At 61.7% G+C, this 25,954-nt stretch carries 26 protein-coding genes; 16 read left to right on the top strand and 10 right to left on the bottom strand.

The annotated features are described in order from the left end of the window. Nucleotides 1-95: 95 nt before the first annotated feature. Both RHM60_RS14935 and RHM60_RS14930 read left to right on the top strand, forming a co-directional pair. Nucleotides 96-1,202 carry a GNAT family N-acetyltransferase gene (locus RHM60_RS14935; RefSeq protein ID WP_322212138.1) on the top strand — a complete coding sequence of 369 codons (1,107 nt, stop codon included), beginning with the start codon at nt 96-98 and terminating at the stop codon, nt 1,200-1,202. Beyond that, on the top strand, nt 1,199-2,077 hold the full coding sequence (locus RHM60_RS14930; RefSeq protein WP_322212137.1) for a hypothetical protein: 879 nt from the start codon (nt 1,199-1,201) through the stop codon (nt 2,075-2,077). The genes RHM60_RS14935 and RHM60_RS14930 overlap by 4 nt, the downstream gene beginning before the upstream one ends. Before the next feature lie 3 nt (nt 2,078-2,080). On the opposite strand, the gene RHM60_RS14925 is transcribed toward RHM60_RS14930, so the two are convergent. From RHM60_RS14925 to RHM60_RS14915, 3 genes are all read right to left on the bottom strand, one after another. Beyond that, the gene (locus RHM60_RS14925) at nt 2,081-2,491 is read right to left on the bottom strand and encodes a DMT family transporter (protein ID WP_322212136.1); all 411 of its coding nucleotides are present in this window, start codon (nt 2,489-2,491) and stop codon (nt 2,081-2,083) included. Continuing rightward, complete coding sequence (locus RHM60_RS14920) at nt 2,491-2,847, bottom strand: EamA family transporter (RefSeq protein ID WP_209986083.1); 357 nt, start codon at nt 2,845-2,847, stop codon at nt 2,491-2,493. The genes RHM60_RS14925 and RHM60_RS14920 overlap by 1 nt, the downstream gene beginning before the upstream one ends. 99 nt (nt 2,848-2,946) lie before the next feature. Beyond that, a complete protein-coding gene (locus tag RHM60_RS14915; protein WP_322212135.1) occupies nt 2,947-3,531 on the bottom strand; it encodes a DUF6436 domain-containing protein in 585 nt (194 codons plus the stop codon). 99 nt (nt 3,532-3,630) lie between these two features. Between RHM60_RS14915 and RHM60_RS14910 the strand changes: the two genes are divergently transcribed. Further along, a complete protein-coding gene (locus RHM60_RS14910; RefSeq protein WP_209986077.1) occupies nt 3,631-4,566 on the top strand; it encodes an alpha/beta hydrolase in 936 nt (311 codons plus the stop codon). Between the two features lie 103 nt (nt 4,567-4,669). Here RHM60_RS14910 and RHM60_RS14905 read toward each other — a convergent pair whose 3' ends face one another. Next, entirely contained in the window at nt 4,670-5,422 is a 753-nt protein-coding gene (locus tag RHM60_RS14905) for a DUF2059 domain-containing protein (protein ID WP_322212134.1), read from the bottom strand. Between the two features lie 131 nt (nt 5,423-5,553). Between RHM60_RS14905 and RHM60_RS14900 the strand changes: the two genes are divergently transcribed. Continuing rightward, on the top strand, nt 5,554-6,186 hold the full coding sequence (locus tag RHM60_RS14900; RefSeq protein WP_209986070.1) for a 2OG-Fe(II) oxygenase: 633 nt from the start codon (nt 5,554-5,556) through the stop codon (nt 6,184-6,186). 264 nt (nt 6,187-6,450) lie between these two features. On the opposite strand, the gene RHM60_RS14895 is transcribed toward RHM60_RS14900, so the two are convergent. Then, on the bottom strand, nt 6,451-6,924 hold the full coding sequence (locus RHM60_RS14895; protein WP_322212133.1) for a transporter substrate-binding domain-containing protein: 474 nt from the start codon (nt 6,922-6,924) through the stop codon (nt 6,451-6,453). A gap of 130 nt (nt 6,925-7,054) precedes the next feature. Here RHM60_RS14895 and RHM60_RS14890 point away from each other — a divergent pair, with 130 nt between their 5' ends. Then, a complete protein-coding gene (locus RHM60_RS14890; protein WP_209986065.1) occupies nt 7,055-7,495 on the top strand; it encodes a DUF4399 domain-containing protein in 441 nt (146 codons plus the stop codon). Nucleotides 7,496-7,561: 66 nt separating this feature from the next. Here RHM60_RS14890 and serA read toward each other — a convergent pair whose 3' ends face one another. Next, on the bottom strand, nt 7,562-8,791 hold the full coding sequence (gene serA / locus RHM60_RS14885; protein WP_057006466.1) for a phosphoglycerate dehydrogenase: 1,230 nt from the start codon (nt 8,789-8,791) through the stop codon (nt 7,562-7,564). A 366-nt stretch (nt 8,792-9,157) separates the two neighbouring features. Between serA and RHM60_RS14880 the strand changes: the two genes are divergently transcribed. From RHM60_RS14880 to RHM60_RS14865, 4 genes are all read left to right on the top strand, one after another. Then, nucleotides 9,158-10,552 (top strand): FAD-binding oxidoreductase, encoded by a 1,395-nt coding sequence (locus tag RHM60_RS14880; RefSeq protein ID WP_322212132.1) that lies wholly within the window; start codon nt 9,158-9,160, stop codon nt 10,550-10,552. A gap of 23 nt (nt 10,553-10,575) precedes the next feature. Next, entirely contained in the window at nt 10,576-11,241 is a 666-nt protein-coding gene (locus RHM60_RS14875; RefSeq protein WP_057006468.1) for a fumarylacetoacetate hydrolase family protein, read from the top strand. Nucleotides 11,242-11,617: 376 nt separating this feature from the next. Beyond that, nucleotides 11,618-12,544 (top strand): SdiA-regulated domain-containing protein, encoded by a 927-nt coding sequence (locus RHM60_RS14870; protein ID WP_209986055.1) that lies wholly within the window; start codon nt 11,618-11,620, stop codon nt 12,542-12,544. Between the two features lie 122 nt (nt 12,545-12,666). Continuing rightward, nucleotides 12,667-13,581: an SdiA-regulated domain-containing protein gene (locus tag RHM60_RS14865; protein WP_209986052.1), complete on the top strand. Its 915-nt coding sequence runs from the start codon at nt 12,667-12,669 to the stop codon at nt 13,579-13,581. A gap of 130 nt (nt 13,582-13,711) precedes the next feature. On the opposite strand, the gene rpiA is transcribed toward RHM60_RS14865, so the two are convergent. After that, nucleotides 13,712-14,383 (bottom strand): ribose-5-phosphate isomerase RpiA, encoded by a 672-nt coding sequence (gene rpiA, locus RHM60_RS14860; protein WP_231422755.1) that lies wholly within the window; start codon nt 14,381-14,383, stop codon nt 13,712-13,714. 137 nt (nt 14,384-14,520) lie between these two features. Between rpiA and ilvA the strand changes: the two genes are divergently transcribed. Together ilvA and RHM60_RS14850 are read left to right on the top strand one after the other, a co-directional pair. Continuing rightward, nucleotides 14,521-16,035, top strand: coding sequence for a threonine ammonia-lyase, biosynthetic (ilvA, locus tag RHM60_RS14855; protein WP_209986046.1), 1,515 nt, complete (start codon nt 14,521-14,523; stop codon nt 16,033-16,035). A 40-nt stretch (nt 16,036-16,075) separates the two neighbouring features. Beyond that, nucleotides 16,076-16,489: a DUF2269 family protein gene (locus RHM60_RS14850; RefSeq protein WP_322212131.1), complete on the top strand. Its 414-nt coding sequence runs from the start codon at nt 16,076-16,078 to the stop codon at nt 16,487-16,489. Between the two features lie 200 nt (nt 16,490-16,689). On the opposite strand, the gene RHM60_RS14845 is transcribed toward RHM60_RS14850, so the two are convergent. Further along, nucleotides 16,690-17,346, bottom strand: a complete 657-nt coding sequence (locus tag RHM60_RS14845; protein ID WP_322212130.1) for an HAD family hydrolase — start codon at nt 17,344-17,346, stop codon at nt 16,690-16,692. Between the two features lie 143 nt (nt 17,347-17,489). On the opposite strand from RHM60_RS14845, the gene RHM60_RS14840 reads away from it, so the two are divergent. Further along, entirely contained in the window at nt 17,490-17,969 is a 480-nt protein-coding gene (locus RHM60_RS14840) for an RNA pyrophosphohydrolase (protein ID WP_003234706.1), read from the top strand. 22 nt (nt 17,970-17,991) lie between these two features. Continuing rightward, complete coding sequence (gene ptsP, locus RHM60_RS14835) at nt 17,992-20,271, top strand: phosphoenolpyruvate--protein phosphotransferase (protein WP_209986037.1); 2,280 nt, start codon at nt 17,992-17,994, stop codon at nt 20,269-20,271. Nucleotides 20,272-20,395: 124 nt separating this feature from the next. On the opposite strand, the gene RHM60_RS14830 is transcribed toward ptsP, so the two are convergent. Next, on the bottom strand, nt 20,396-21,142 hold the full coding sequence (locus RHM60_RS14830) for an NRDE family protein (protein WP_322212129.1): 747 nt from the start codon (nt 21,140-21,142) through the stop codon (nt 20,396-20,398). 219 nt (nt 21,143-21,361) lie between these two features. On the opposite strand from RHM60_RS14830, the gene lgt reads away from it, so the two are divergent. Further along, nucleotides 21,362-22,174 carry a prolipoprotein diacylglyceryl transferase gene (lgt, locus tag RHM60_RS14825; RefSeq protein WP_003234701.1) on the top strand — a complete coding sequence of 271 codons (813 nt, stop codon included), beginning with the start codon at nt 21,362-21,364 and terminating at the stop codon, nt 22,172-22,174. A gap of 47 nt (nt 22,175-22,221) precedes the next feature. After that, entirely contained in the window at nt 22,222-23,055 is an 834-nt protein-coding gene (locus tag RHM60_RS14820) for a thymidylate synthase (RefSeq protein ID WP_122307967.1), read from the top strand. A gap of 134 nt (nt 23,056-23,189) precedes the next feature. On the opposite strand, the gene cadR is transcribed toward RHM60_RS14820, so the two are convergent. Further along, a complete protein-coding gene (gene cadR / locus RHM60_RS14815) occupies nt 23,190-23,630 on the bottom strand; it encodes a Cd(II)/Pb(II)-responsive transcriptional regulator (protein ID WP_209986031.1) in 441 nt (146 codons plus the stop codon). An 86-nt stretch (nt 23,631-23,716) separates the two neighbouring features. On the opposite strand from cadR, the gene RHM60_RS14810 reads away from it, so the two are divergent. Beyond that, on the top strand, nt 23,717-25,942 hold the full coding sequence (locus tag RHM60_RS14810) for a heavy metal translocating P-type ATPase (RefSeq protein ID WP_322212128.1): 2,226 nt from the start codon (nt 23,717-23,719) through the stop codon (nt 25,940-25,942). The last annotated feature ends 12 nt before the right edge of the window (nt 25,943-25,954 follow it).

The following is a 25,954-nucleotide window of genomic DNA, read 5'->3' as shown; positions in this document are numbered from 1 at the left end:
GATGAAATGCCGATTGCCGCCTCGACAGCCGAGGTTCAAGTGGCCCGCGCCCCGCTGGGGCACTATGGCGCGGGATACTTTCGAGCTTTTTTGCCATGACCTGCGCCGTGCAACCGTTACCCGCCCCGCTGCGTCCCGAGGTTGCCTATACCGGCTGCCTGGAAGCCCCCTCGCTGATTGCAGGTTTTTTGCGGCACCCGCCGGTGGGTTTTGACGCGCAGGTTTCCCATCAGGGCCTGCCGTACTTCTTCACCCCCTTCGACCTGCTGACCACCGCCGACGACAGCTTCGTGGAACGTGTGCGCGGCTGGCCAGGCTACGGGCTCTGGCATGCCTGGCTGCGGATCGACAGCTGCTTTGTGGGCACCACCGTCAGCGAATATGCGCCGTTCCCCCAGGGCGTGTCGCCCCAGGACCTTGCCCAGTGGTTGCAGCATGAATGCGCGCCGCAACGTGCGCTCACCATCGTCAAGGACGTGCCGTGCCAATCGCCGCTGCTGAGCGAGGCCGACAACCACTACGCGCAACTCCTGATCGATGACTGCACACGTCGCGGCTTCATCAGTCTGGAAGGCCAGGCGCTGGCGTATGTGCCGATCAACTTCAGCAGCGTCGACGACTACCTCGCGCGTCTGTCCTACAGCCGTCGCCGCAATATCCGACGCAAACTGCGCAGCCGTGAGGCGCTGCACATCGAAGTGCTGCAAACCGGCGACGCGCGCTTCAACGACGACGCCTGGCTGGCGCGCCTCTACGGGCTGTACCGCGCGGTATACGACCAGAGCGAGATCCATTTTGACCTGCTCACCCCGGCGTTCTTTACCGAACTGCTGCGCGACGCCCACAGCCATGGGCGTGTGTTCTGTTACTGGCACTGCGACGAACTGGTCGGCTACAACCTGTGCTACGTGCAGGACGGCAAGCTGCTCGACAAGTACATCGGCCTCAACTACCCGCTGGCGCTGGACTTCAACCTGTACGTGGTCAGCTGGTTCGTGAACCTGGAATACGCCGTTGCCCAGGGCCTGGATTTTTACGTGGCGGGCTGGACCGACCCTGAGGTCAAGGCCAGCCTCGGCGCCAGCTTCACCTTCACCCGCCATCTGGTGTGGGTGCGCAACCCGCTGCTGCGCAAGCTGGGCAACCGCTGGCGTCATCACTTTGAAAGCGACACCCAATGGCATCAGGAACACACGTCATGAAGGCCCTGACACCGCTGATCCTCGATTTTGACGGGGCCGTGAGTGACATTTCCGACGCGGTGCACCTGCCGTTGCAGGCCTGGCAGGAAACCATCCGCTTCGGCTGCCGCTGGAGGCAATTCCACGCGCTGGAAAAAGCCCTCGATACGCGAATGCCCGACGAGCATGGCTGTGTGTTCACCGGCAGCGGCGACTATCACCACCTCAGTCATCTGCTGCTCAAGCGCCTGCCCACGCAGCAGAAATTCCAGCTGATCATCTGCGACAACCACCCCGATAACATGCGCTACCCGTTCGGCATCCACTGCGGTTCATGGGTGTACTGGGCCAGCCGTCTGCCGCAGGTCGAGCATGTGCATGTACTGGGTATCGGCTCGCAGGACATTGGCCTGGGGCACGCCTGGGAAAATCACTGGTCGCCGCTGCTCAAGGGCAAGCTGACCTACTGGAACGTCAACGTCGATACGCGCTGGATGAACTGGGTGGGCTGTGGCCGCGGCAATCGCGCCTTCAGCCATGCCGATGCGCTGATGAGCGCGTTTCTGGCGCAGTTTGATCGAGCGCTGCCGGTGTACCTGTCCATCGACAAGGACGTGCTGAGCCCGGACGTGGTGAACACCAACTGGGATCAGGGTGAGTTTCTGGAGCATCACCTGGCGGCATTGATCGAGGCCTGTCAGGGCCGGATTATCGGCGCCGACATCACTGGCGACGTGTCCGAATACCATTATCAGAGTGCGTTCAAGCGTTGGTTGAGTGCGTCGGACGGCCAGGTGGCGCTACCGCCGGATCAGGTGCAGATCTGGCAGCAGCAACAGAACGCGCTGAACGCGCGACTGGTCCGGCAGATTCATCAAGGTTGGGCTGCGAGGTAACCCTCAGGAGGGCGAGGTTTCCAGCGCCGTCTCGCCGGTCTTGGTCTCGGGGCTTTCCTGGCGCGCCAGACACAGAATGCCCGCCACGATCAGCAGGCCGCCGATGACCTTGGGAAGGGTCAGCGTGTCGTTGAACAGCCACACCGACACCAGCGTCACGCTGATCAGCTCCAGGTAGGACGCCGCGAACGCCGGGCCGATGGGCGCGTGTTTCATCAAGGTCATCCAGGTGAAGAACGCACCGATATAGCCGACAAACGCGCCGTAGATCCAGGGGTGACCAAACACACGGACCAGCCAGGCCACATCCATCGCCAGGGGTTCGGCGTGGATCGAGGCGTACTTGAAACTGACCTGGGCCAGGGTGTCGAAAAAGATCAGCGAGAGAAAACCAAGGATATAAAAACGTTTCATCAGCCGAACCCCACAACGACAGTGCCCAGGGCGATCAGCAGGATGCCGATCAAGCGCCATTTGGTCAGGCTTTCTTTGAACCACAGGCGGCCGGCAATCATGATCACCACGATATTGAACGAGCCGAGCATCACCGCCACCGACAACGGCACCAGCGACAGAAAGGCCAGCCACAGCACGAACTCGATCACGTAGAGGCCGATGCCGATCCAGAACCAGTGGCGCGCCAGCATGTGGCGCCAGTGGGCCATGCCGGAAAATTCCGCGCTGTGGGTGGCGGCGGCCTTGAAGGCCAGTTGGCCGGACGTATCAACGATGACGTTGAGAATCCAGAGGATGAAAGTCAGTTGGCTCATGGGGTCTGTGCGGTGGTCTGGGAGCGGCCAACATACCGCAGCCGGACGCCGCGGTTTTCGAAGTTCGCCGGCGCAACAGCCTACGTTCAGGTTGCCTGTTCAGGGCGCAATACGGGCCGAAGGCCACGAGCAATAGCAGCCCACCGCGAGGGTGTGGGTGGCGTTGACCTCGCGGCCGCCCTCCAGCGCCTGCAGGATCGGTTCGATAAAACTGTTTCTGGCGTTGCACGTGAGCCCTTCGCTGTACGGCCCGAAATAGGCGAGCTTGCCGCTGCGGTCCCAGATACCCACGGCCGGGCTGGCCGGTATCTGCTCGGCGCCGGGCAGCGCGTCGAGGGCTTTGAGCGCCAGCAGGTTGGCGGGCAACTGGCCATGGCTGCCGGGCTTTTGCACGGCATAGAACTCGACGCCCCTGGGCGCGTAGTGCTCGATCAGGTCGCCCAGGTGCTGCTGGTTGCCGACCGTGCACGGGCAGGCCGGGTCCCAGAAGTGCACCAGGCGAATCGGGCCGGGGCCGGCAAGTTCGGCGGGCAGGCGCAGCGCATCGCCAGAGAATACCGCCGTGTGTGCGCTGAAGGCGCGCAGGTAGCGGCCCTGAAACCAGGCATACGCCGCCCACAGCACGCCGGTGCAGAGGACCAGCAACAGGCCGGCGAACAGGGCGGAACGGTAGGGCTGTCGCATTCGGATCGATCCTCAAGGGTCGCGTAGCTTGCCATGCCTGCCTCGACAGATGAATATCGCAGCTCGATCTTCATCTTCACCGTGAGTCTGGAACCCTTTATGCCTGTCACCTTTGACCCCGATCACCTGCGCGCGAGTCTGCGCCCGCTGGTGGATGCGCAACCGCTGTCAGCCGAGGCGCGGGTGTACCAGCGTTTCTACGGGCTTGACTTGCCTTCGCGCAAGGTGGTGAGCCGTCTGGGGCGCTTCGAGGTGGACGGCTTCGAGGTGGTGGCGCAGGTATGGTGGCCGCCGGTGCCGGTGGCGACGATGTTTTTGTTTCATGGCTTCTATGACCACATGGGGCTGTATCGGCATGTGGTGGACTGGGCGCTGGAACAGGGTTTTGTGGTGATCGCCTGCGACCTGCCCGGGCACGGTCTGTCCAGCGGCACGCGTGCCAGCATCGATGATTTCGCGGTGTATCAGCACGTGGTGCATGGGTTGTTCGAGCAGGCCCAGGCGTTGCACTTGCCGCAGCCCTGGCATCTGTTCGGGCAAAGCACCGGCGGCGCGGTGGTGGTGGACCACTTGCTCAGCCACGGCGCCGACAGTCCGGCCCAGGGCAAGGTCCTGCTGCTGTCCCCGTTGGTGCGCCCGCGCGCCTGGGGCTGGTCGCAGCTCAGCTATTACCTGCTGCGGCCATTCGTCAAAGGCATCGCGCGGCGGTTCAGCGAGAACACCCACGACCCCGAATTCAAACCGTTTCTTGAAGCCGATCCGCTGCAACCCCGGCAACTGCCCACCGCCTGGGTGGGAGCGCTGGTGCAATGGATCAAGCGCATCGAAGCGGCGCCACGCAGCGCAAGGCGAGTGGTGATTGTGCAGGGCGAGGAAGACATGACGGTAGACTGGCAGCACAACCTGCAGGTGCTGCGCAGCAAGTTCGAGCAACCCGAGGTGCTGATGCTGGCCAAGGGGAGGCATCACCTGGCCAATGAGATTGCGCCGATTCGCGAAGCGTACTTCCGCTATTTGACGGACCACCTGAAGTAATCCAGCTCGCAATGTGGGAGGGGCTTGCTCCCGATAGCGGTGCATCAGTCGCCTTGGTGTCGACTGGCACTCTGTTATCGGGAGCAAGCCCCTCCCACATTTTTTACGGTGCCAGGCTTGAAGTGCTTTGGCCCACCGCCAATCCTGCCCGGATCGCCGCCAGCGCCGCCTGGTAATACGCCTTGCCCTGCGGTGACTCTGCAAAGGTCGCGAATTCTTCCAGCTCCGGGTCGGACAAATCCCGATAGACGTAGAGCAAGGTGTTGTACAGGTCCTTATCGATCTGCTGCATCAGCCGTTCGCGTTGGCCGTTCAACATGCCCTGGGCCTGCCCGCCGCCGAGCAAGCCGGGGATCATTTGGCTGAGGCTGTCGGCCGCCACGCCGGCAATCGCCAGGCTGACTTCCGCACCGGCTTCACGGGCGGGCAACGCCTGGGCCAGGTGGCCGATGATCAGGCTGCGGGTGGCGTCGGCCTGGATTTTTGGCAGGCCCTGGGCGTTTTTCGCCAGTTGGTCACGGCGCGTGGCGAGCAACTCGGCGGCGACGATCTTGCGGCCCAGCGGCGACTGGAAAAAACTCAGCGCCGGTTGCGGGTCGGCCAGGTGCTTGCGCAATTGCGCCTCGGCCCGCTGGTCCATGGCCTGGGCGGCGAAGCGTTTGTTGCTGTTGTCCACCAGCGCCTGGTACACCGCCGGCGGCAGGCTGTTGCGGTAGCGCTGCTGGGCGGCGCTGAGGGCGTCATTGAAATGCGCACGTTGTTCGGCCCAGCCGGCAACCTTGTACAACTGGTCATGGCTGTCTGCCCAGGCGGGCAACACGCAGAACATCAGCAAGGAAAAAAACAAACGACGCATAAGGACTCCTGTCAGTCGGCCACTATTGTCCGTGTCGGGCGTAGGATTTGTCGAGAAGTCCTATCAGTCACCTGACTAAAGTGTGTTCAGTCGCTCGACGGCGCTGTCGAATTCCCAGGCGTATGGATACTATGCGCGCCATGCAAATACCCCTCGATCACCCCTTGCTGCAACGCATTGTCGACGACCTGGCCGAAAAAGGCTGGTCGCAGCAGCACGCCTTCCTGCCCGAGGTTCTGACCCTGGAGTTGGCGGCTGAGTGCCGTAAACGTGCGGCCGAAGGTGAGCTGGCGCCTGCGGCCGTGGGGCGCGGCCCGACGCAGGAGATTCGTGAGGGGATTCGCGGTGACCATATCCAGTGGCTGGAGGAGGGCGACGCCGCCGTCTGCGACACTTACATGGCCGTGATGGACAGCCTGCGCCTGGCCATGAACCGTGGCCTGTTCCTGGGCCTGGAAGATTTCGAAAGCCATTTTGCGATGTACCCGCCCGGCGCGTTTTATCTCAGGCATGTGGACCGTTTTCGCGACGATGATCGGCGCATGGTATCGGCCGTTATCTACCTGAATGACGCCTGGCTGCCCGAGCACGGCGGCCAGTTGCGCATGTACCTCAAGGGCGGCACCGAACACGATGTGGTGCCCACCGGCGGCAGCCTGGTGGTGTTCCTGTCGGGCGAAGTGCCCCACGAAGTGTTGCCCGCCACGCGCGAACGGCTGTCGCTTACGGGCTGGTTTCGCCGGCGGGGCAATGAGCCTTTCTAAGCACCGACTCGGCCGGGACCCAGCGCTTATCAAAAAATAATGTGCTGATTCAAAGCTTGAAATTTCAGGTAACCACATCTTTGTGGTGAGCGGGCTTTGTGGCGAGCGGGCTTGCCCCGCGTTGGGGTGCGCAGCAGCCCCAAAATCATGCGCAGTGCAGTGTCAGGCACACCGCGTTTTCCTTGATTGGGGGCGCTGCGCACCCCAACGCGGGGCAAGCCCGCTCGCCACAGAGGCTCCAGCGCCTTGCACATTCACCGCGTGTTACTCAGGCTTTAACCATTTCCGCCACATCGCCTTCAACCGGCCATCGGCCTTCACCCGATGCAACGCGTTGTCCAGGCTCACCTTGAACGCCGGGTTGCCCTTCTGAAACGGAATCGCCAGCTCGGGTTTCTCGCTGTACGCCTCGCTGAAATCGAAACGATCCTCAAGCTCGGCAGTCATAGCGATATGGTTGATGGCCACGTCGTACTTGCCGGTTTCCACGCCCGACAGCATGTCGGCGTCATCGGTGGTGATGAACGAGGGGCGCAGGTCCATCTCCTTGGCCAGTTGTTCGCCCAGCTCCACTTCAAAACCGGTGAGCTTGTCGCCGTCCTTGAAGTTGTAAGGCGGCGTATTGGCTTGCAGGACGATGCGCAGTTCACCGCGATCGTTGATATCGTCGATCAACTCGGCGTGAGCCAAGGGACTCAAGAGGGGTAGCAACAGTAACAGGCCAGGCGAGAAGCGCATGGTCACTCCTAGATTCGAATGTGCGAGGCGCCGATCAGCATCGCTTTGTCAGGGTGTCGAGTGCCTTGGACAGCAATATGTCGCGAAGTTGTCCTGAACCTACAGATTTCATACAAAACTGGAGAAGCGAATGAAAGCCCTTATGTCTCGTACCGCCCTGGCCAGCCTGCTGCTGGGTGCATCGATGTTGGCTGGCGCCGCTGACGGCATCCCGCGCAGCGCTCCACCTGAGGGTGCCAAGGTGTTTATCGTCTCGCCCAAGGACGGCGCCACCGTCGACAAGACCTTCACCGTCAAGTTCGGCATGGAAGGCTTGACGCTGGCCCCGGCCACCGAGCAGGCCGCCGGCACCGGTCACCATCACCTGCTGATCGATCAGAAGGAATTGCCGGACGCCAAGCTGCCGATCCCGGCCACCGACACCGTGATCCATTACGGCAAGGCCCAGACCGAAACCGAACTGACCCTCACCCCGGGCAAGCACACCTTGCAACTGGTGGCGGGCGACAAGCTGCACATGCAATTCAACCCGACCGTGGTGTCCAAGGTCATCACCGTTAACGTCAAGTAAGCGTTGTTCGGCTAAAAAAATGGGAGACCCCTGCGGGTCTCCCATTTTTTTGTGCGGCGTGAAACGTTAGAACAATACGCGGCTGCGGATAGTGCCGGAGATGTGCTGCAGCTTCTCCTGCGCCAGATCCGAGTACTCGGCATCGACGTCGATCACCACGTAGCCGACCTTCTCGTTGGTCTGCAGGAACTGACCGGAGATGTTGATGCCGTTTTCTGCAAACACCTTGTTGATCTCCATCATCACACCTGGAATGTTCTGGTGGATGTGCAGCAGGCGGTGCTTGCCAGGGTGAGCCGGCAGGGCCACTTCCGGGAAGTTCACCGACGACACCGAGGTACCGTTGTCGCTGTACTTGACCAGCTTCTCGGCCACTTCCAGACCGATGTTGGCCTGGGCTTCAGCGGTGGAACCGCCGATGTGCGGGGTCAGGATCACGTTGTCCAGTCCACGCAGCGGGCTTTCGAAGACGTCGTCGTTGGAGCGCGGCTCCACCGGGAACACGTCGATGGCGGCGCCGATCAGGTGCTTGTCCTTGATCGCGTCGGCCAGGGCGTCCAGCTTGACCACAGTGCCGCGCGCGGCGTTGATCAGGATCCCGCCTTTCTTGATTGCGCGGATTTCCTTCTCGCCCATCATCCACTGGGTCTCGGACGTTTCCGGTACGTGCAGGGTGACGATATCGGACATGCCCAGCAGCTCGTTCAGGCTCGACACCTGAGTGGCGTTGCCCAATGGCAGCTTGGTCAGGGTGTCGTAGAAGAACACCTGCATGCCCAGGCCTTCGGCCAGCACCGACAGCTGCGTACCAATCGAGCCGTAGCCGATGATGCCCAGCTTCTTGCCACGGATCTCGAAGGAGTTGGCCGCGCTCTTGATCCAGCCGCCACGGTGGCAGGAAGCGTTCTTCTCGGGGATACCGCGCAACAGCAGGATGGCCTCGGCCAGCACCAGCTCCGCAACGGAACGGGTGTTGGAGTACGGTGCGTTGAACACCGCGATGCCGCGCTCGCGCGCAGCGTTCAGGTCAACCTGGTTGGTGCCGATGCAGAAACAGCCGACCGCCACGAGTTTCTTGGCGTGATCGAAGATCTCTTCGGTCAGCTGAGTGCGGGAGCGAATGCCGATAAAGTGCGCGTCGGCGATCTTTTCCTTCAGTTGGGCTTCCGGCAGAGAACTGGTGATGTACTCAATGCTGGTGTACCCGGCGGCCTTCAGGACGTCGACGGCCGATGGGTGGACGCCTTCCAGAAGAAGGAACTTGATCTTGCTCTTATCGAGAGAAGTCTTGCTCATCTGCGTAAACCTGTATCCCGGAGAAAAATGGCAGGGAATCGAATAGCCGGATGTGCCCTGATTCACCAATACTGTTCCCGTTTGACGGCGCCTGTTGCCGTCATGCTGCGTTGCCGCTCCTCCCCATAGCCAGCTATGAGTCGTCGCGGCGCCTTGCCTGACGACAACAGCCACTCGCCAAACAGAAACGTATTGGTAAATCAGGGCACAGAGCTGACCCGGACGGCAGGAAAGCCGTCACCGCAGAAACGCCCTTTGGGTCTGTCCTGCGGGGGCGGTATGCTAGCATACGCACCCCGCTAAACACCTATTCCTGCGACGTGAAGCGTTCTCAGGATGACCATGAATTGTTCGAGAGTTCTGTCGATGACCCAGGTTGCCCTGATTGATGAGCTGAAGACCCTGGTTGAGCCCGGCAAGGTGCTGACCGATGCCGACTCCCTGGAAACCTACGGCAAGGACTGGACCAAGCATTTCGCCCCGGCGCCCACCGCCATCGTCTTTCCCAAGACCATCGAACAGGTGCAGGCCATCGTTCGTTGGGCCAATGAGCGCAAGGTCGCGCTGGTGCCATCCGGCGGGCGTACCGGGCTGTCGGCGGCGGCGGTGGCGGCCAATGGCGAGGTGGTGGTGTCGTTCGACTACATGAACCAGATTCTCGACGTGAACCTCACCGACCGCACCGCCGTGTGTCAGCCGGGCGTGGTCACCAAGCAATTGCAGAACGTCGCCGAGGAAAACGGCCTGTACTACCCGGTGGACTTCGCCTCGTCCGGTTCCAGCCAGATTGGCGGCAACATCGGCACCAATGCCGGCGGAATCAAGGTGATTCGCTACGGCATGACCCGCAACTGGGTGGCCGGCATGAAGGTCGTCACCGGCAGGGGCGATGTGCTGGAACTGAACCGCGACCTGATCAAGAACGCCACCGGCTATGACATGCGCCAGTTGTTCATCGGCGCCGAAGGTACCCTGGGGTTTGTGGTCGAGGCCACCATGCGCCTGGACCGAGCGCCCAAAAACCTCACGGCCATGGTGCTGGGCACCATCGACTTCGACTCGATCATGCCGGTGCTGCACGCGTTCCAGGGCAAGCTGGACCTGACCGCCTTCGAGTTCTTTTCCGACAAAGCCCTGGCCAAGGTCATGGGCCGTGGCGATGTGCCCGCGCCGTTCGAGACCGATTGCCCGTTCTACGCGTTGCTGGAATTCGAAGCCACCACCGAAGACGTCGCCAACCATGCGCTGGAAACCTTCGAGCACTGCGTGGAGCAGGGCTGGGTGCTGGACGGCGTGATGAGCCAGAGCGACACCCAGCTGCACAACCTGTGGAAACTGCGCGAGTACATCTCCGAGACCATTTCCCACTGGACGCCGTACAAGAACGACATCTCGGTGACGGTCTCCAAGGTCCCGGCCTTCCTCAAGGAAATCGATGCAATCGTTGGCGAGCACTACCCCGACTTCGAAATCGTCTGGTTCGGCCACATCGGCGACGGCAATCTGCACCTGAACATCCTCAAGCCGGAAAACCTGAGCAAGGATGAGTTCTTCGCCAAGTGCGCCACCGTGAACAAGTGGGTGTTCGAAACCGTGCAGAAGTACAACGGCTCGATCTCGGCCGAACACGGCGTGGGCATGACCAAGCGCGATTACCTGGCCTACAGCCGCTCACCGGTTGAAATCGAATACATGAAGGCCGTGAAAGCGGTATTCGACCCGAACGGGATCATGAACCCCGGCAAGATCTTCGCTGTTTAAAACGCACCTGAAGGAGTCGTTCCATGAGCTACCAGCACAAGTATATCGACGGCACCAATATCCACTTCCCGTTGGGCAAAGTGGTGTGCATCGGGCGTAACTACGCCGAACATGCCAAGGAACTGAACAACCCGGTGCCCACCGAACCGCTGCTGTTCATCAAACCGGGCAGTTGCGTGGTCGGGCTGGAGGGCGGTTTCGCCATCCCCACCGAGCGCGGCTCGGTGCACTACGAGGCGGAAATCGCGGTGCTGATCGGCAAGCCCCTGTCGAACAACCCCAACCGTGAAGAAGTGCTGGACGCCATCTCCGGCTTCGCCCCGGCCCTGGACCTGACGCTTCGCGACAAGCAGGCCGAACTCAAATCCCAGGGTTTGCCCTGGGAAATCGCCAAGTCGTTCGACGGCGCGGCGGTGATTGCCCCCTTCGTGGTGAGCAGCACGTACCCGGACGTCACCGACATCGGCATCCGCCTGACCATCAATGGCGAAGTGCGCCAGGACGGCAACAGCGCGCTGATGCTCAACCCGATCATCCCGATGATCCAGCACATGGCCGGCTGCTTCTCGCTGCAGGCTGGCGACGTCATCCTCACCGGCACTCCCGCCGGCGTGGGCCCGCTGAATGTGGGCGATGAACTGGTGCTGGAACTGGCGGGCGGCACCCGCTTCGAAAGCGTCGTTCGCTAAAAGCTTGGTCAAAACCTGTGGGAGGCTCCGCAAATCTTCGCCTTAGCGCTGTCGTGCAGCAAACCGGAGCCTCTGTAGCAAGCGCGCCCGTTGTAGCAAGCGGGCTTGCTGTGGCGAGCGGGTGTGTTGTGGCGAGCGGGCTTGCCCCGCGTTGGGGTGCGAAGCGCCCCCAATCAACAAAAGCGCGGTACACCTGACACTGCGCAGCGCATAGTTTTGGGGCTGCTGCGCAGCCCAACGCGGGGCAAGCCCGCTCGCCACAGCACTACCGTCTTTGCATTTTTTTCACACGCCGTCTGGATAATCCTCGCTTCTAACGCGCAGCCCTTCGCATCCTGTGCTATTCCCTACCGCTGACTTTCCGGAAAAGCGACCCATGGCCGTGCCTCTGCCTACCTCCAAATCCACGCTTCGCCCCCGCCGTTTCATGCGCTGGTATTCCTGGGTATTCCTGGCCGCTGCGGTTCTGTATGGCGTGGCCTGGGCCATGCATTGGGACGACCGGGGCGTGCTGTGGGTGCTGGAACGCTTCGAATCCCCGGCAGAACGCCAGCAAAGCATCTGGCTGCCGGACTATCACGCGGTGATCGATGCCAAATTGCTGCCCGGGATGGAAGGGGATGAGGCGTCGGACGTCTCCTACAATCCGCACAGCAAAACGCTGTTTTCGGTGATGGGCAAGAACCCGTTTCTGGTCGAACTGAGCCTGCAAGGCGACGTGCTGCGCAAGATGCCGCTCAATGGCTGGAACAACCCGGAAGCCGTGACGGTGATGGAAAACGGCCTGATCGCCGTGGTTGATGAGCGTCAGCACAGCCTTACCATCGTCAGGATCGATGCGGGTACCACTGCGCTGAACAAAGCCGATTTCCCCAGTTATGACCTGGGCCCGTCCAAGGACCAGAACAAGGCCTTTGAAGCCGTCGCCTGGGACCCGCGCAACCAGCAACTGGTGCTCGGCGAAGAGCGCCCGCCTGCGCTGTTCACCTGGAAAAGTGATGGCAGCCAGACCCTGGTCGGCGCCAAGCAGAAGCTGAGCAGCAACGAACTGGATGTACGCAACCTGTCGGCCCTGGCGGTCGACCCACGTACCGGCCACCTGCTGGTGCTGTCAGCCGACTCGCACCTGCTGCTGGAGCTGGACGAGCATGGCAAGCAAGTCAGTTTCATGACCCTGCTCGGTGGTTTCAACGGCCTGAAGAACACCATTCCCCGTGCCGAAGGGGTGACCATGGATGACGAGGGCAACCTCTACATGGTCAGTGAGCCCAACCTGTTCTACCGTTTCGAAAAGCATCAATAACCGGCGGATTGCGTCGGTTTGATCCCTGTAAACGGCATTCGCCAGACAGCCGGGCGCGTTTAAGTTTAAATTCAGGCGACCTTGATATCTATTCGCCAGTTTTTTTCTCCGAGCCCGCCCCGATGCGTCGACTTGCCCGTCCCAAACCTGCTTTTCTCATCCTGTTGTTGATCGCCCTGGTGGCCGGCGTGGTCGTCGCCCAGCAGTTTCGCCTGTTCGAACGGGCCTGGTTCAACTGGCAAGTGTGGCGCCAACCGGCCGACCAGCGCTCCATCGGCCTGAACGACTACCAGGTCACCCTCGAAGCGCAGAAAATCGAGGGCCTGGACGACGATGTCTCGGCGCTCACCTACGACCCGGTGCGCAAAAGCCTGTTTACCGTGACCAACAAAAACGCCGAACTGATCGAGCTGTCCCTGGACGGCAGGATCCTGCGGCGTATTGCGCTGGTAGGGTTTGGCGATGCCGAGGCGGTGGAGTTCATCAGCGACAACATCTACGTGATCAGCGATGAGCGCCAGCAACGGCTGATCAAGGTGCACGTGGACGATGACACGCAATTTCTCGACGCGGCCGACGCCGAGCAAATGACCCTGGGCGTGCACATGGGCAGCAACAAGGGCTTTGAAGGCCTGGCCTACGACTCGGTGGGCAAGCGCCTGTTCGTCGCCAAGGAGCGCGACCCGATGCTGATCTACGAGGTCCACGGGTTTCCCCATTTCAAAGCGGAAAAAACCTACTCGGTGCACGTGATCAATAACCCCAAGCGCGATGCCGGGCTGTTCGTGCGCGACCTGTCGAGCCTGCAGTACGACGAGCGCAGCGGCCATTTGCTGGCGCTGTCGGATGAGTCGTTTCTGGTGTTGGAGCTGGATATCGACGGTCGCCCATTGAGCACCTTGTCGTTGCTCAATGGACGCCATGGATTGAAGAAACGCGTGCCCCAGGCCGAAGGGATCGCCATGGACGACCAGGGCAGCCTGTACCTGGTGAGCGAACCGAACCTGTTTTATGTATTCAAGAAACCGGACGCTTGAACCGCTGAAGATCCAATGTGGGAGATCCAATGTGGGAGGGGCTTGCTCCCGATAGCAGTGTGTCAGTCAACACAGATGTGACTGAGCCACCGCTATCGGGAGCAAGCCCCTCCCACATTTAGCGACTGTGTCAGGCTTTGAGGGTTTTCACGCCTTCAGGAGTGCCCAGCAACAACACATCCGCCGGGCGAGCAGCGAACAGGCCGTTGGTAACCACGCCGACAATGGCATTGATCTGCGTTTCCAGCCCCACCGGATCAGTGATCTGCATATTGAACACGTCAATGATGATGTTGCCGTTGTCGGTCAGCACGCCTTCGCGGTACACCGGGTCGCCGCCCAGCTTCACCAGCTCGCGGGCCACGTGGCTGCGGGCCATGGGGATCACCTCCACCGGCAGCGGGAAGGCGCCGAGCACCGGCACCAGCTTGCTGGCATCGGCGATGCAGATAAAGGTTTTGGCCACGGCCGCGACGATTTTCTCGCGGGTCAGGGCTGCGCCGCCGCCCTTGATCAGGTTCAGGTGCTCGTCGCTCTCATCGGCGCCGTCGATGTAGAACTCCAGGTCGCTAACGGTGTTGAGCTCGTACACAGGAATGCCATGGCCCTTGAGGCGCGCGGCGGTGGCTTCGGAGCTGGCCACGGCGCCGTCGAACGCGCCCTTGTGCAGGGCCAGCGCATCGATAAAGCAGTTGGCGGTGGAGCCGGTGCCGACACCGACGACGCTTTTGTCGTCGAGTCTGGGAAGGATTAAATCGACGGCGGCCTGGGCCACTGCCTGTTTGAGTTGATCCTGGGTCATGCGGGCTCCGGAACGGGCGGGGAGTTATCGAGGGCGGCGAGTATAACCCAACAAAACCTCGGGATTCGTGTGGTCCTACGGCCAAAGGCCGGGTTAGACTCATCGGTCCTGTCCCACTCGCCCAGTGATTGCCGCCGATGCTTGAAGACTACGTCAAAAAGATCCTCACCTCGCGCGTTTACGACGTTGCCGTAGAAACCCCGTTGCAGATCGCCCCGCAGCTTTGCGAACGCCTGGACAACAAGGTCTGGCTCAAACGCGAAGACTTGCAGCCGGTGTTCTCGTTCAAGATTCGCGGCGCCTACAACAAGCTCACCCAGCTCGGCAGCGAGGAGCGCGCGCGCGGCGTGGTCACCGCGTCGGCGGGCAACCACGCCCAGGGCCTGGCCCTGGCGGCCAAGGTGCTGGGGGTCAAAGCCACTATCGTGATGCCCAAGACTACACCCGAGATCAAGGTCGAAGGCGTGCGCTCCCGGGGCGGCATCGTGGTGCTGCACGGCGACTCCTTCCCGGAGGCGCTGGCCTACTCGCTCAAGCTGGTCGACGAACAAGGCTACGTCTACATCCACCCCTACGATGATCCGCACACCATTGCCGGGCAGGGCACCGTGGCGATGGAAATCCTGCGCCAGCACCCAGGGCCCTTGGACGCGATTTTCGTGCCGGTGGGCGGCGGCGGGCTGATCGCCGGCATCGCGGCGTACGTGAAATACCTGCGCCCGGAGATCAAGGTCATCGGCGTCGAGCCGGACGATTCCAACTGCCTGCAAGAGGCCATGGCCGCTGGCGAACGCGTGGTGCTGCCGACCGTGGGCCTGTTTGCCGATGGCGTGGCGGTGGCGCAGATCGGCCATTACACCTTCGAAATCTGCAAGGATTATGTGGATGAAGTGATCACCGTCAGCACCGATGAAATCTGCGCGGCGATCAAGGACATCTACGACGACACCCGCTCCATCACCGAGCCGGCCGGCGCGCTGGGCGTGGCCGGCATCAAGAAATACGTGGAGACCCGCGGCGTCAGCGGGCAGACGTTCGTTGCCATCGACTCCGGCGCCAACGTCAACTTCGACCGCCTGCGCCATGTGGCCGAGCGCGCCGAACTGGGCGAGGGCCGCGAAGCCATCATCGCCGTGACCATCCCCGAACGGCCGGGCAGCTTCAAGGCGTTCTGCGAGGCTGTGGGCAAGCGCCAGATCACCGAGTTCAACTACCGCTACCACTCCGGCAGCGAGGCGCACATCTTTGTCGGCGTGCAGACCCACCCGGACAACGACCCGCGCAGCGCACTGATCGCCAGCCTCACCCAGCAGGGTTTCCCGGTGGTGGACCTGACCGAAAACGAACTGGCCAAATTGCACATTCGCCATATGGTCGGCGGGCATGCGGCGCACGTCAGCAATGAATTGGTGTTCCGTTTCGAGTTCCCGGAGCGGCCGGGGGCCTTGTTCAACTTCCTTAATAAACTGGGCGGGCGCTGGAACATCTCGATGTTTCACTACCGTAACCACGGTGCGGCAGACGGCCGTGTGGTCGCCGGCCTGCAAGTGCCGGCGGACGAGCGTCACCTGGTGCCGGCGGCCCTTGAGGCGATTGGCTACCCGTACTGGGATGAAAGCGAGAACCCGGCCTACACACTCTTCCTCGGTTAGCGACTACGCTGCAGGCGCAACCTTTTAAGGAATACGAGCGATGGAAACCCTGATCACCCTGAAAGTTATCCACATTGCTGCCACGGTATTGCTGTTGCTCAGCGGTATTGGCCTGGCGCTGCTGGCCTGGCGCAAACGCAGAGCAGGCCCGGCGGTGACCCTGCAACGCCCGTGGGTGTTTGTATGGTTATTGATGGGGGTGTGCGTGGTGAGCATGCCGTTCACCGGCTGGTGGCTGGCACACCTGACGGGCTGGCCGCTGGGGCAAACCTGGATTCTGGGCTCGAGTATTGTGTATACCGTGGCCGCGCTGGCCTGGTTCTGGCTGGTGGCGCGCCTCAATCGCCTGCGCAGGGGTGAGGGTGGCAGCCTGAACTTCACGCGGGTGCTGGCGGTGGTCAGCCTGGTGGGGTTTGTGGTGATTGCCGGGTTGATGGGGGCCAAGCCGGTTTGAGATTTTTTGTGGCGAGCGGGCTTGCCCTAATGCCGTTCAGTTAAGCGCAGATTCCCTGTGGCGAGCAGGCTTGTCCTGCGTTGGGCTGCGCAGCAGCCCCAAAGCCAGACGCTGAGCCGTATCAGGTACACCGCGTTTTGCTTGATTGGGGGCGCTTCGCACCCCAACGCGGGGCAAGCCCGCTCGCCACAGGAGCAATATCAGCTGCGCAGGGTAATTATCGGCCAGCCACGCTTTTCGGCCTCAGCCCGCAGATTCGGGTCCGGGTCCACCGCCACCGGGTGTGTCACCTGCTCCAGCAGCGGCAAATCATTCATCGAATCACTGTAGAAATAGCTGTCTTCCAGGCTGTAGCCCGTCTCTTCCAGCCAACGGTTCAAGCGCGTCACCTTGCCTTCGCGAAAGCACGGTACGTCGGTGCTGCGCCCGGTGTAACGCCCATCAACCTCTTCGCATTCAGTAGCGATCAGCGTCTCGACCCCCAGCAGTTCGGCAATCGGCGCGGTGACGAAGCGGTTGGTCGCGGTGATGATCACCAGCTTGTCGCCAGCGGCGCGGTGCCTGGCCAGCAGCTGTTCCGCCAGCGGCAGCATCAGTGGCGTGATGCAGTCGCGCATGAAGTCGCGATGCCATTCATCCAACTGGGCCCGCTCGGTACGGCCGAGGATTTCCAGGCTGAAGTTAAGGTAGGCGGCATTGTCGAGCCGGCCGGCCAGGTAGTCCTGATAGAACTCATCGTTACGCGCCTTGTAGGCCACCGCGTCGAGAATCCCGCGCTCGCAGAGGTAATCGCCCCAGGCGTGGTCGCTGTCACCGCCGAGAAGCGTGTTGTCCAAGTCGAATAAAGCCAGGCGCATTGCAGTTACTCGCTGAAAAGTCTGTAAAAAGGCGTCCAGAATACGGACTTTTCACAAGAGTGCACATAAGCTAAGAAGCCTCGTTGCCGCTTGATCAACCTTTGTGGAACAATGCGGCGACATGCGTTTGCGAGGTTGTTGCCGTGATCGACCCCGATGGTTTCCGTCCTAATGTCGGGATTATTCTTACGAATGATGCCGGACAGGTGCTATGGGCTCGCCGAATCAACCAGGATGCCTGGCAGTTTCCTCAAGGCGGAATCAACCCCGACGAATCCCCTGAAGACGCCTTGTACCGTGAGTTGAACGAAGAAGTGGGCCTTGAACGCGAAGATGTGCAAATTCTGGCCTGCACCCGTGGCTGGTTGCGCTATCGTTTGCCGCAACGCCTGGTGCGTACTCACAGCCAACCGCTGTGCATCGGCCAGAAGCAGAAATGGTTTCTTTTGCGCCTGATCTCCAACGAGCAACGGGTGCGGATGGATTTGACCGGTAAACCGGAGTTCGATGGCTGGCGCTGGGTCAGCTATTGGTACCCGTTGGGCCAGGTGGTGACATTCAAGCGCGAAGTGTATCGTCGCGCGCTCAAAGAGCTTGCCCCGCGCCTTTTATCGCGCGACTGACGACGGAGTTCGACCCCGAGCCATGCTCAATACGCTGCGCAAGATCGTCCAGGAAGTTAACTCCGCCAAGGATCTCAAGGCGGCGTTGGGGATTATTGTGTTGCGCGTCAAGGAAGCCATGGGCAGCCAGGTCTGCTCGGTCTACCTGCTGGACCCCGAGACCAACCGTTTTGTGCTGATGGCCACCGAGGGCCTGAACAAGCGCTCCATCGGCAAGGTCAGCATGGCGCCCAACGAGGGGCTGGTGGGCCTGGTGGGGACGCGTGAAGAACCCCTCAACCTTGAGCACGCAGCCGATCACCCCCGTTACCGCTACTTTGCCGAAACCGGCGAAGAGCGCTACGCGTCCTTCCTCGGCGCACCGATCATTCACCACCGCCGTGTCGTCGGCGTGTTGGTTATCCAGCAAAAGGAACGTCGTCAGTTCGATGAAGGGGAAGAAGCCTTCCTCGTGACCATGAGCGCGCAGCTCGCCGGGGTTATCGCCCACGCCGAGGCGACGGGCTCGATTCGCGGCCTGGGCCGTGAGGGCAAGGGTATCCAGGAGGCCAAGTTCATTGGCGTGCCGGGTTCGCCGGGCGCAGCGGTCGGTACGGCCGTGGTCATGTTGCCGCCGGCCGACCTCGATGTGGTGCCGGACAAGACCGTCAAGGACATTGACGCCGAAATCAAACTGTTCAAGACCGCCCTGGAAGGCGTGCGCGCCGACATGCGCAACCTGTCGACCAAGCTGGCCACCCAACTGCGCCCCGAAGAGCGTGCGCTGTTTGACGTGTACCAGATGATGCTCGACGACGCGTCCCTGGGTAACGAAGTCAAGACCGTGATCAAGACCGGCCAGTGGGCCCAGGGCGCACTGCGCCAGGTGGTCACCGATCACGTCAACCGTTTCGAATTGATGGACGACGCCTACCTGCGCGAACGCGCTTCGGATGTGCGCGACCTCGGTCGCCGTCTGCTGGCCTACCTGCAGGAAGACCGCACCACCAATCTGGTCTACCCCGACAACACCATTCTGATCAGTGAAGAACTGACCGCCACCATGCTCGGCGAAGTGCCGGAGGGCAAGTTGGTGGGCCTGGTGTCGGTACTGGGTTCGGGTAACTCCCACGTCGCGATCCTGGCCCGGGCCATGGGCATCCCGACGGTGATGGGCCTGGTGGAATTGCCGTATTCCAAGGTCGACGGCATCGACATGATCGTCGATGGCCATCGCGGTGAAGTCTTCACCAACCCCAGTGAGCTGCTGCGCAAGCAGTACGCCGAAGTGGTGGAAGAAGAGAAACAACTGGCGCTGGGCCTCGATTCGCTGCGCGAACTGCCGTGCGTGACCCTCGACGGCCACCGCGTGCCGCTGCTGGTGAACACCGGCCTGCTGGCCGACGTTGCCCGCGCGCAACAGCGCGGTGCCGAAGGCGTTGGGCTGTACCGTACCGAAGTGCCGTTCATGATCAACCAGCGATTCCCGAGCGAGAAGGAACAGCTGGCGATCTACCGCGAGCAACTGCAAGCGTTTCACCCGTTGCCGGTGACCATGCGCAGCCTCGATATCGGCGGCGATAAATCCCTGTCGTATTTCCCGATCAAGGAAGACAACCCCTTCCTCGGTTGGCGCGGCATCCGCGTGACCCTCGACCACCCGGAAATTTTCCTGGTGCAGACGCGCGCCATGCTCAAGGCCAGCGAAGGCCTGAACAACCTGCGCATCCTGCTGCCGATGATCTCCGGCACCCACGAGCTGGAAGAGGCGCTGCACCTGATCCACCGCGCCTGGGGCGAAGTGCGCGACGAAGGCTCGGACGTGCCGATGCCGCCGATTGGCGTGATGATCGAAATCCCGGCGGCGGTGTACCAGGCCAAGGAGCTGGCGCGGCAGGTGGACTTCCTGTCGGTCGGCTCCAACGACCTTACCCAATACCTGCTGGCCGTGGACCGCAACAACCCGCGCGTGGCCGACCTCTACGACTATCTGCACCCGGCGGTGCTGCAAGCCCTGCAACATGTGGTGCGCGACGCCCATGCCGAGGGCAAGCCGGTGAGCATCTGCGGCGAAATGGCCGGCGACCCGGCAGCGGCGGTGCTGTTGATGGCGATGGGTTTTGACAGCCTGTCGATGAACGCCACCAACTTGCCGAAGGTGAAGTGGATGCTGCGTCAGGTGGAACTGGGCATGGCCAAAGAGCTGCTGGCCGAGTTGATGACCATCGACAATCCGCAAGTTATCCACAGCTCGCTGCAACTGGCGCTGAAAAACCTGGGGCTGACGCGGATGATCAACCCGGGTTCTGCCAAGACGCTCTGATGCTGCAGACGATCCAAATGTGAGAGGGGGCTTGCTCCCGATAGCTGAGTGTCAGTCAACCACTACTTGACTGATAGAAAGCTACCGGTAGCAAGCCCCCTCCCACATTGAATCTGTTTTGGGATTAGAGGTTGAGTTCGATTTCACCCAACCGCCCACCCTGCGGGCCGAAACTGCGCTCCACCATGCGCCGCGTACCGTCGGCATTCACAATCAGCGCTGTACTCACCCGCGTTCCGTAACTGGCGCTGGCGATAAACACGCTGGATAACAGACTCTCGGTGGCCAACCCCACGCCGGTATCCGGCAACTGCGCAAACGGTGCGGTCTGCGGGTCGCTCATGATCGCCAGCAAGGCTTGCGGCTGTGGGTCTTCCAGCAACTCGCGCAGCGCCGCTCTGGCCTTGAGCAACTTCGGCCAGGGTGTGTCCAGGCCGGCATTGGACAAGCCATAAACCCCAGGCTTCAAGCGGGTCGGCTGGCTCTCGTTGGCGTTGTAGTGCCACATCTCGTCCCGCGTACCCAGCAGCAGGTTAAACCCGGCATATTCAATCGAACGGCGATTAACTTCGTCCAAATATCGGTCAATGGGCTGCGAACCACTGAGAAACCGTGCCACCAGCTCACCGCGTGAGGTGCGTGCCGGCGGCTGGTGCGGCTCGCGGATATTGGTCAGGGCGGCAAAGCGCCCGTCGGCACTGATTCCCAGCCAGGTGCCGCCGGCTTCCTGGTCACGGCCGGCGTAAACATCAGGCGCGTCCGGCCATTGGGCCAGCGGCAGAGTGGGGCGGGCGTAGAATTCATCGCGGTTGGCCGCGACGATCAGCGGCTGGGCATGGCCCGGCCGCCAGGCGAAGACAATCAGGCACATCGGGTGATTCCCTGTTGTGTTTTTGGCCACTCTACCCACACAACCGCAGGCGTTCCATGACAACGCAGTTGGGCCGCGCACCTTCCATCCGTTAACATGCCGGGCTGTTGGGCGTGTATGTGAACTTCCTGATTTGATCTGGCCGCTGTAACGCAGGCTTAATCGCGCATCGGCATGGTCCGGTGCGTCATGACTAACTGTATTTAACGAGGAGTCGCAATGCTGCCTTACCCGCAGATCGACCCGGTGGCCCTGGCCATTGGTCCGCTGAAAATCCACTGGTACGGGTTGATGTACCTCGTCGGCATCGGCGGTGCCTGGTTCCTGGCGTCCCGGCGCCTGAACCGCTTCGACCCGACCTGGACCAAGGAAAAGCTCTCCGACCTGATCTTCTGGTTGTCGATGGGCGTGATCGTCGGCGGGCGACTGGGGTACGTGTTGTTCTACGATCTGCCGGCGTACGTCGCCAACCCGACGCTGATCTTCGAGGTGTGGAAGGGCGGCATGGCGTTCCACGGCGGCTTTATCGGCGTGATGATCGCCGCCTGGTGGTTTGGCCGCCGCAACGGCAAGTCGTTTTTCCAACTGATGGACTTCGTCGCGCCGATGGTGCCGATTGGCCTGGGCGCCGGGCGTATCGGTAACTTCATCAACGCCGAATTGTGGGGCAAGCCGACCGACGTACCGTGGGCCATGGTGTTCCCGCCGTTCAGCGACCCGGCGCAACTGCCGCGCCACCCGTCGCAGTTGTACCAGTTCGCGTTGGAAGGTGTGGCACTGTTCCTTATCCTTTATATCTTCTCGCGCAAGCCACGCCCGACCATGGCCGTTTCGGGGATGTTCGCGCTGTTCTACGGGATCTTCCGCTTCATCGTCGAGTTCGTGCGGGTGCCGGACGCCCAGTTGGGCTACCTGGCGTGGGGCTGGTTGACCATGGGGCAAGTGCTGAGCCTGCCGATGATCATCGCCGGCCTGGGCATGCTGTGGTGGGCCTACAACCGCCCGCAAGGCATCAAGAACGCCGCGCTTTAAATACGAATGCCGAGGCGCGCCTCGGCTTCAACGATACAGGTAAGCACATGAAGCAATATCTCGAACTGCTGAACGACGTCGTGACCAATGGCCTGACCAAGGGCGACCGCACCGGCACCGGCACCAAAGCCGTGTTCGCCCGTCAGTATCGGCATAATCTGGCCGACGGCTTCCCGCTGCTGACCACCAAGAAGTTGCACTTCAAAAGCATCGCCAACGAACTGATCTGGATGTTGAGCGGCAACACCAACATCAAGTGGCTCAATGAAAACGGCGTAAAAATCTGGGACGAATGGGCCACCGAAGACGGCGACCTCGGCCCGGTGTACGGCGAGCAGTGGACCGCCTGGCCGACCAAAGACGGCGGCACCATCAACCAGATCGACTACATGGTGCACACGCTCAAGACCAACCCCAACAGCCGCCGCATCCTGTTTCACGGCTGGAACGTCGAGTACCTGCCCGACGAAACCCAAAGCCCTCAGGAAAACGCGCGCAACGGCAAGCAGGCCCTGCCGCCGTGCCACCTGCTGTACCAGGCATTCGTGCATGACGGCCACCTGTCGATGCAGTTGTATATCCGCAGCTCCGACGTGTTCCTCGGCCTGCCGTACAACACCGCCGCGCTCGCGTTGCTCACCCACATGCTGGCCCAGCAGTGCGACCTGATCCCTCACGAGATCATCGTCACCACCGGCGATACCCACGCCTACAGCAACCACATGGAGCAGATCCGCACCCAGCTGGCGCGCACGCCGAAGAAGCTGCCGGAGCTGGTGATCAAGCGCAAGCCTGCGTCGATCTACGATTACAGGTTTGAAGATTTCGAGATCGTGGGCTACGACGCCGATCCGAGCATCAAGGCTGACGTCGCGATCTAAGCGTCGTTCTCGGTCAAGTGTGGGAGGCGGCTTGCTCCCGATAGCGGTGTGTCATTCAAGCATCTGTTGACTGACGCTCTGCAATCGGGAGCAAGCCCCTCCCACATTTGGATCTGGTGTTAATCCTGGCGGTATCAGTGGCCGTGGCTGCGGCCCACGTGTGAAGGCTCCGCTTCGCTGGCCTGCACACTCCCGCTTACCTCCAGCCGCTGCAAAATCCCGCATTCCGGGCCGCCGCCACAGCGCTGGCGCAGGTCGAGCAGCTGTTCCTGCAACGCCAGCAGCCCGTCGATCCGTGCTTTCACGTGGTGGATGTGCTCATCAATCAACGCATTCACGTTTTCGCACTGATCCTGGGGGCTGTCGCGCAGGCCAAGCAGGCTGCGGATTTCTTCGAGGGTCATGTCCAGGCTGCGGCAGTTGCGGATGAAGATCAGCCGCTCGGTGTGCGCCTGGGTGTATACGCGGTAGTTGGCATCGGTGCGCGCCGGGGGCGGCAGCAGGCCTTCCTTCTCGTAGTAGCGGATAGTTTCCACCGCGCAGTCGGTGTGTTTGGCCAATTCGCCGATCTTCATTGCAGCAATCTCCAAATGGGTGCTTGACCCTATAGTGGCTACAGGGTCTTTACTTGGCAACAGGCACCTTATAAGGACGCGACAGAATGAGCGATTCTCTGCACACCCACGATCATGCACCCAAAAAACTTACGCCCGTGCACAACCATGGCGGCGCCTGCTGTTCCAGTGAGCCGGCGCCGGCGCGGGTGCAACTGAGCGAGGCACCCTCGGCGGGCTCGCGCCTGAGCACCTTTCGTATCGAAGCGATGGACTGCCCCACCGAGCAGACGCTGATCCAGAACAAACTGGGCAAGCTGGCCGGCGTGCAGCAGCTGGAATTCAACCTGATCAACCGTATCCTCGGCGTCACCCATGACCTGCCGAGCACCGCGCCGATCGTCGAGGCGATCAAGTCCCTGGGGATGCAGGCCGATCCGATTGAAGAGGGCACGCCGGCCGCCGAGCCGCCGGCGAAAAAACACTGGTGGCCGCTGGCGTTGTCCGGCGTCGGTGCGCTGGGCGCCGAGGTGCTGCATTTTTCCGGCGTGGCGCCGACCTGGCTGATTGCGCTGGTGGCATTGGTTTCGATCCTCAGCGGCGGCCTCACCACCTACAAAAAGGGCTGGATCGCCCTGAAGAACCTCAACCTCAACATCAACGCGCTGATGAGCATCGCGGTGACCGGCGCCGTGTTGATCGGCCAGTGGCCGGAAGCGGCAATGGTGATGTTCCTGTTCACCGTGGCCGAGTTGATCGAAGCCAAGTCTCTGGACCGTGCGCGCAATGCCATCAGCGGCTTGATGCAGATGACGCCGGAGCAGGCGACGGTGCAGCAGGCGGACGGCAGCTGGGTCGAAAAGGAAGTCAAAGGTATCGATCTCGGCGCCATCGTGCGGGTTAAACCCGGCGAGCGCATTGGCTTGGACGGTGAAGTCACCGCCGGCCAGTCTACTATCGACCAGGCACCGATCACCGGTGAAAGCCTGCCCATTGAAAAGACCGTGGGCGACAAGGTCTTCGCCGGCACCATCAATCAGGCCGGCTCTCTGGAATACAAGGTGACGGCCGCGGCCAACAACTCCACGCTGGCGCGGATCATCCACGCCGTGGAACAGGCCCAGGGCGCCCGCGCGCCGACCCAACGCTTTGTCGACAGCTTTTCGAAGATCTACACCCCCGTGGTGTTCCTGTTTGCCTTGGGCGTGGCGATCATCCCGCCGTTGTTCATGGCCGGCGTCTGGGTGGACTGGATCTACCGTGCCCTGGTGCTGCTGGTGGTGGCCTGCCCCTGCGCGCTGGTGATTTCCACCCCGGTGACCATCGTCAGTGGCCTGGCGGCGGCGGCGCGCAAGGGCATCCTGATCAAGGGCGGCGTGTACCTGGAGGGCGGTTACAAACTCGACTACCTGGCCCTGGACAAGACCGGCACCATTACCCACGGCAAGCCGGTGCAAACCGATTACCTGGCGCTGTTCCCCACCGTCGAAGACAGCGCCCCCGCGCTTGCCGCCAGCCTGGCCGGGCGTTCCGATCACCCGGTGTCGCTGGCAATCGCCAATGCGGCTGTGGATAAGAAACTGCCGGTGCACGTTGTGGATAACTTCGAAGCCCTGGCCGGTCGTGGGGTGCGCGGCGATATCAATGGCCAGACCTACCACCTGGGCAACCATCGCCTGGTGGAAGACCTGGGCCTGTGCTCGCCCGAACTGGAAGAAAAGCTGTTCGCCCTGGAGAAACAAGGCAAGTCCGTGGTGCTGCTGCTCGACGCGTCCGGCCCGCTTGCGCTGTTCGCCGTGGCCGATACGGTGAAAGACAGCAGCCGCGAAGCCATCCGGCAATTGCACGAGCTGGGCATCAAGACCCTGATGCTCACCGGCGACAACACCTACACAGCGCAGGCGATTGCCGCCCAGGTCGGGATCGACCAGGCCCAGGGCGACCTGTTGCCCACCGACAAGCTGCAAGCCATCGAAACCCTCTACCAGCAGGGCCACCGCGTCGGCATGGTCGGCGACGGCATCAACGACGCCCCGGCCCTGGCCCGCGCCGAAATCGGCTTTGCCATGGCGGCAGCCGGCACCGACACCGCCATCGAAACCGCCGACGTCGCGCTGATGGACGATGACTTGCGCAAGATCCCGGCATTCATTCGTTTGTCGCGACAAACCTCGCGTATCCTCAAGCAGAACATCGCCCTGGCGCTGGTGATCAAGGCGATCTTCCTGGCCGTCACCTTCCTTGGCATGGCCACCATGTGGATGGCGGTGTTCGCCGACATGGGCGTGAGCCTGCTGGTGGTGTTCAATGGCCTGCGCCTGTTGCGCAAATAAACGATGAGGGGC

This window comes from Pseudomonas sp. MH9.3 (genome assembly GCF_034354675.1).
GTDB lineage: Bacteria > Pseudomonadota > Gammaproteobacteria > Pseudomonadales > Pseudomonadaceae > Aquipseudomonas.
Note: the sequence above shows the minus strand (reverse complement) of the source record. Positions and strands in the feature narration are given on the sequence as shown.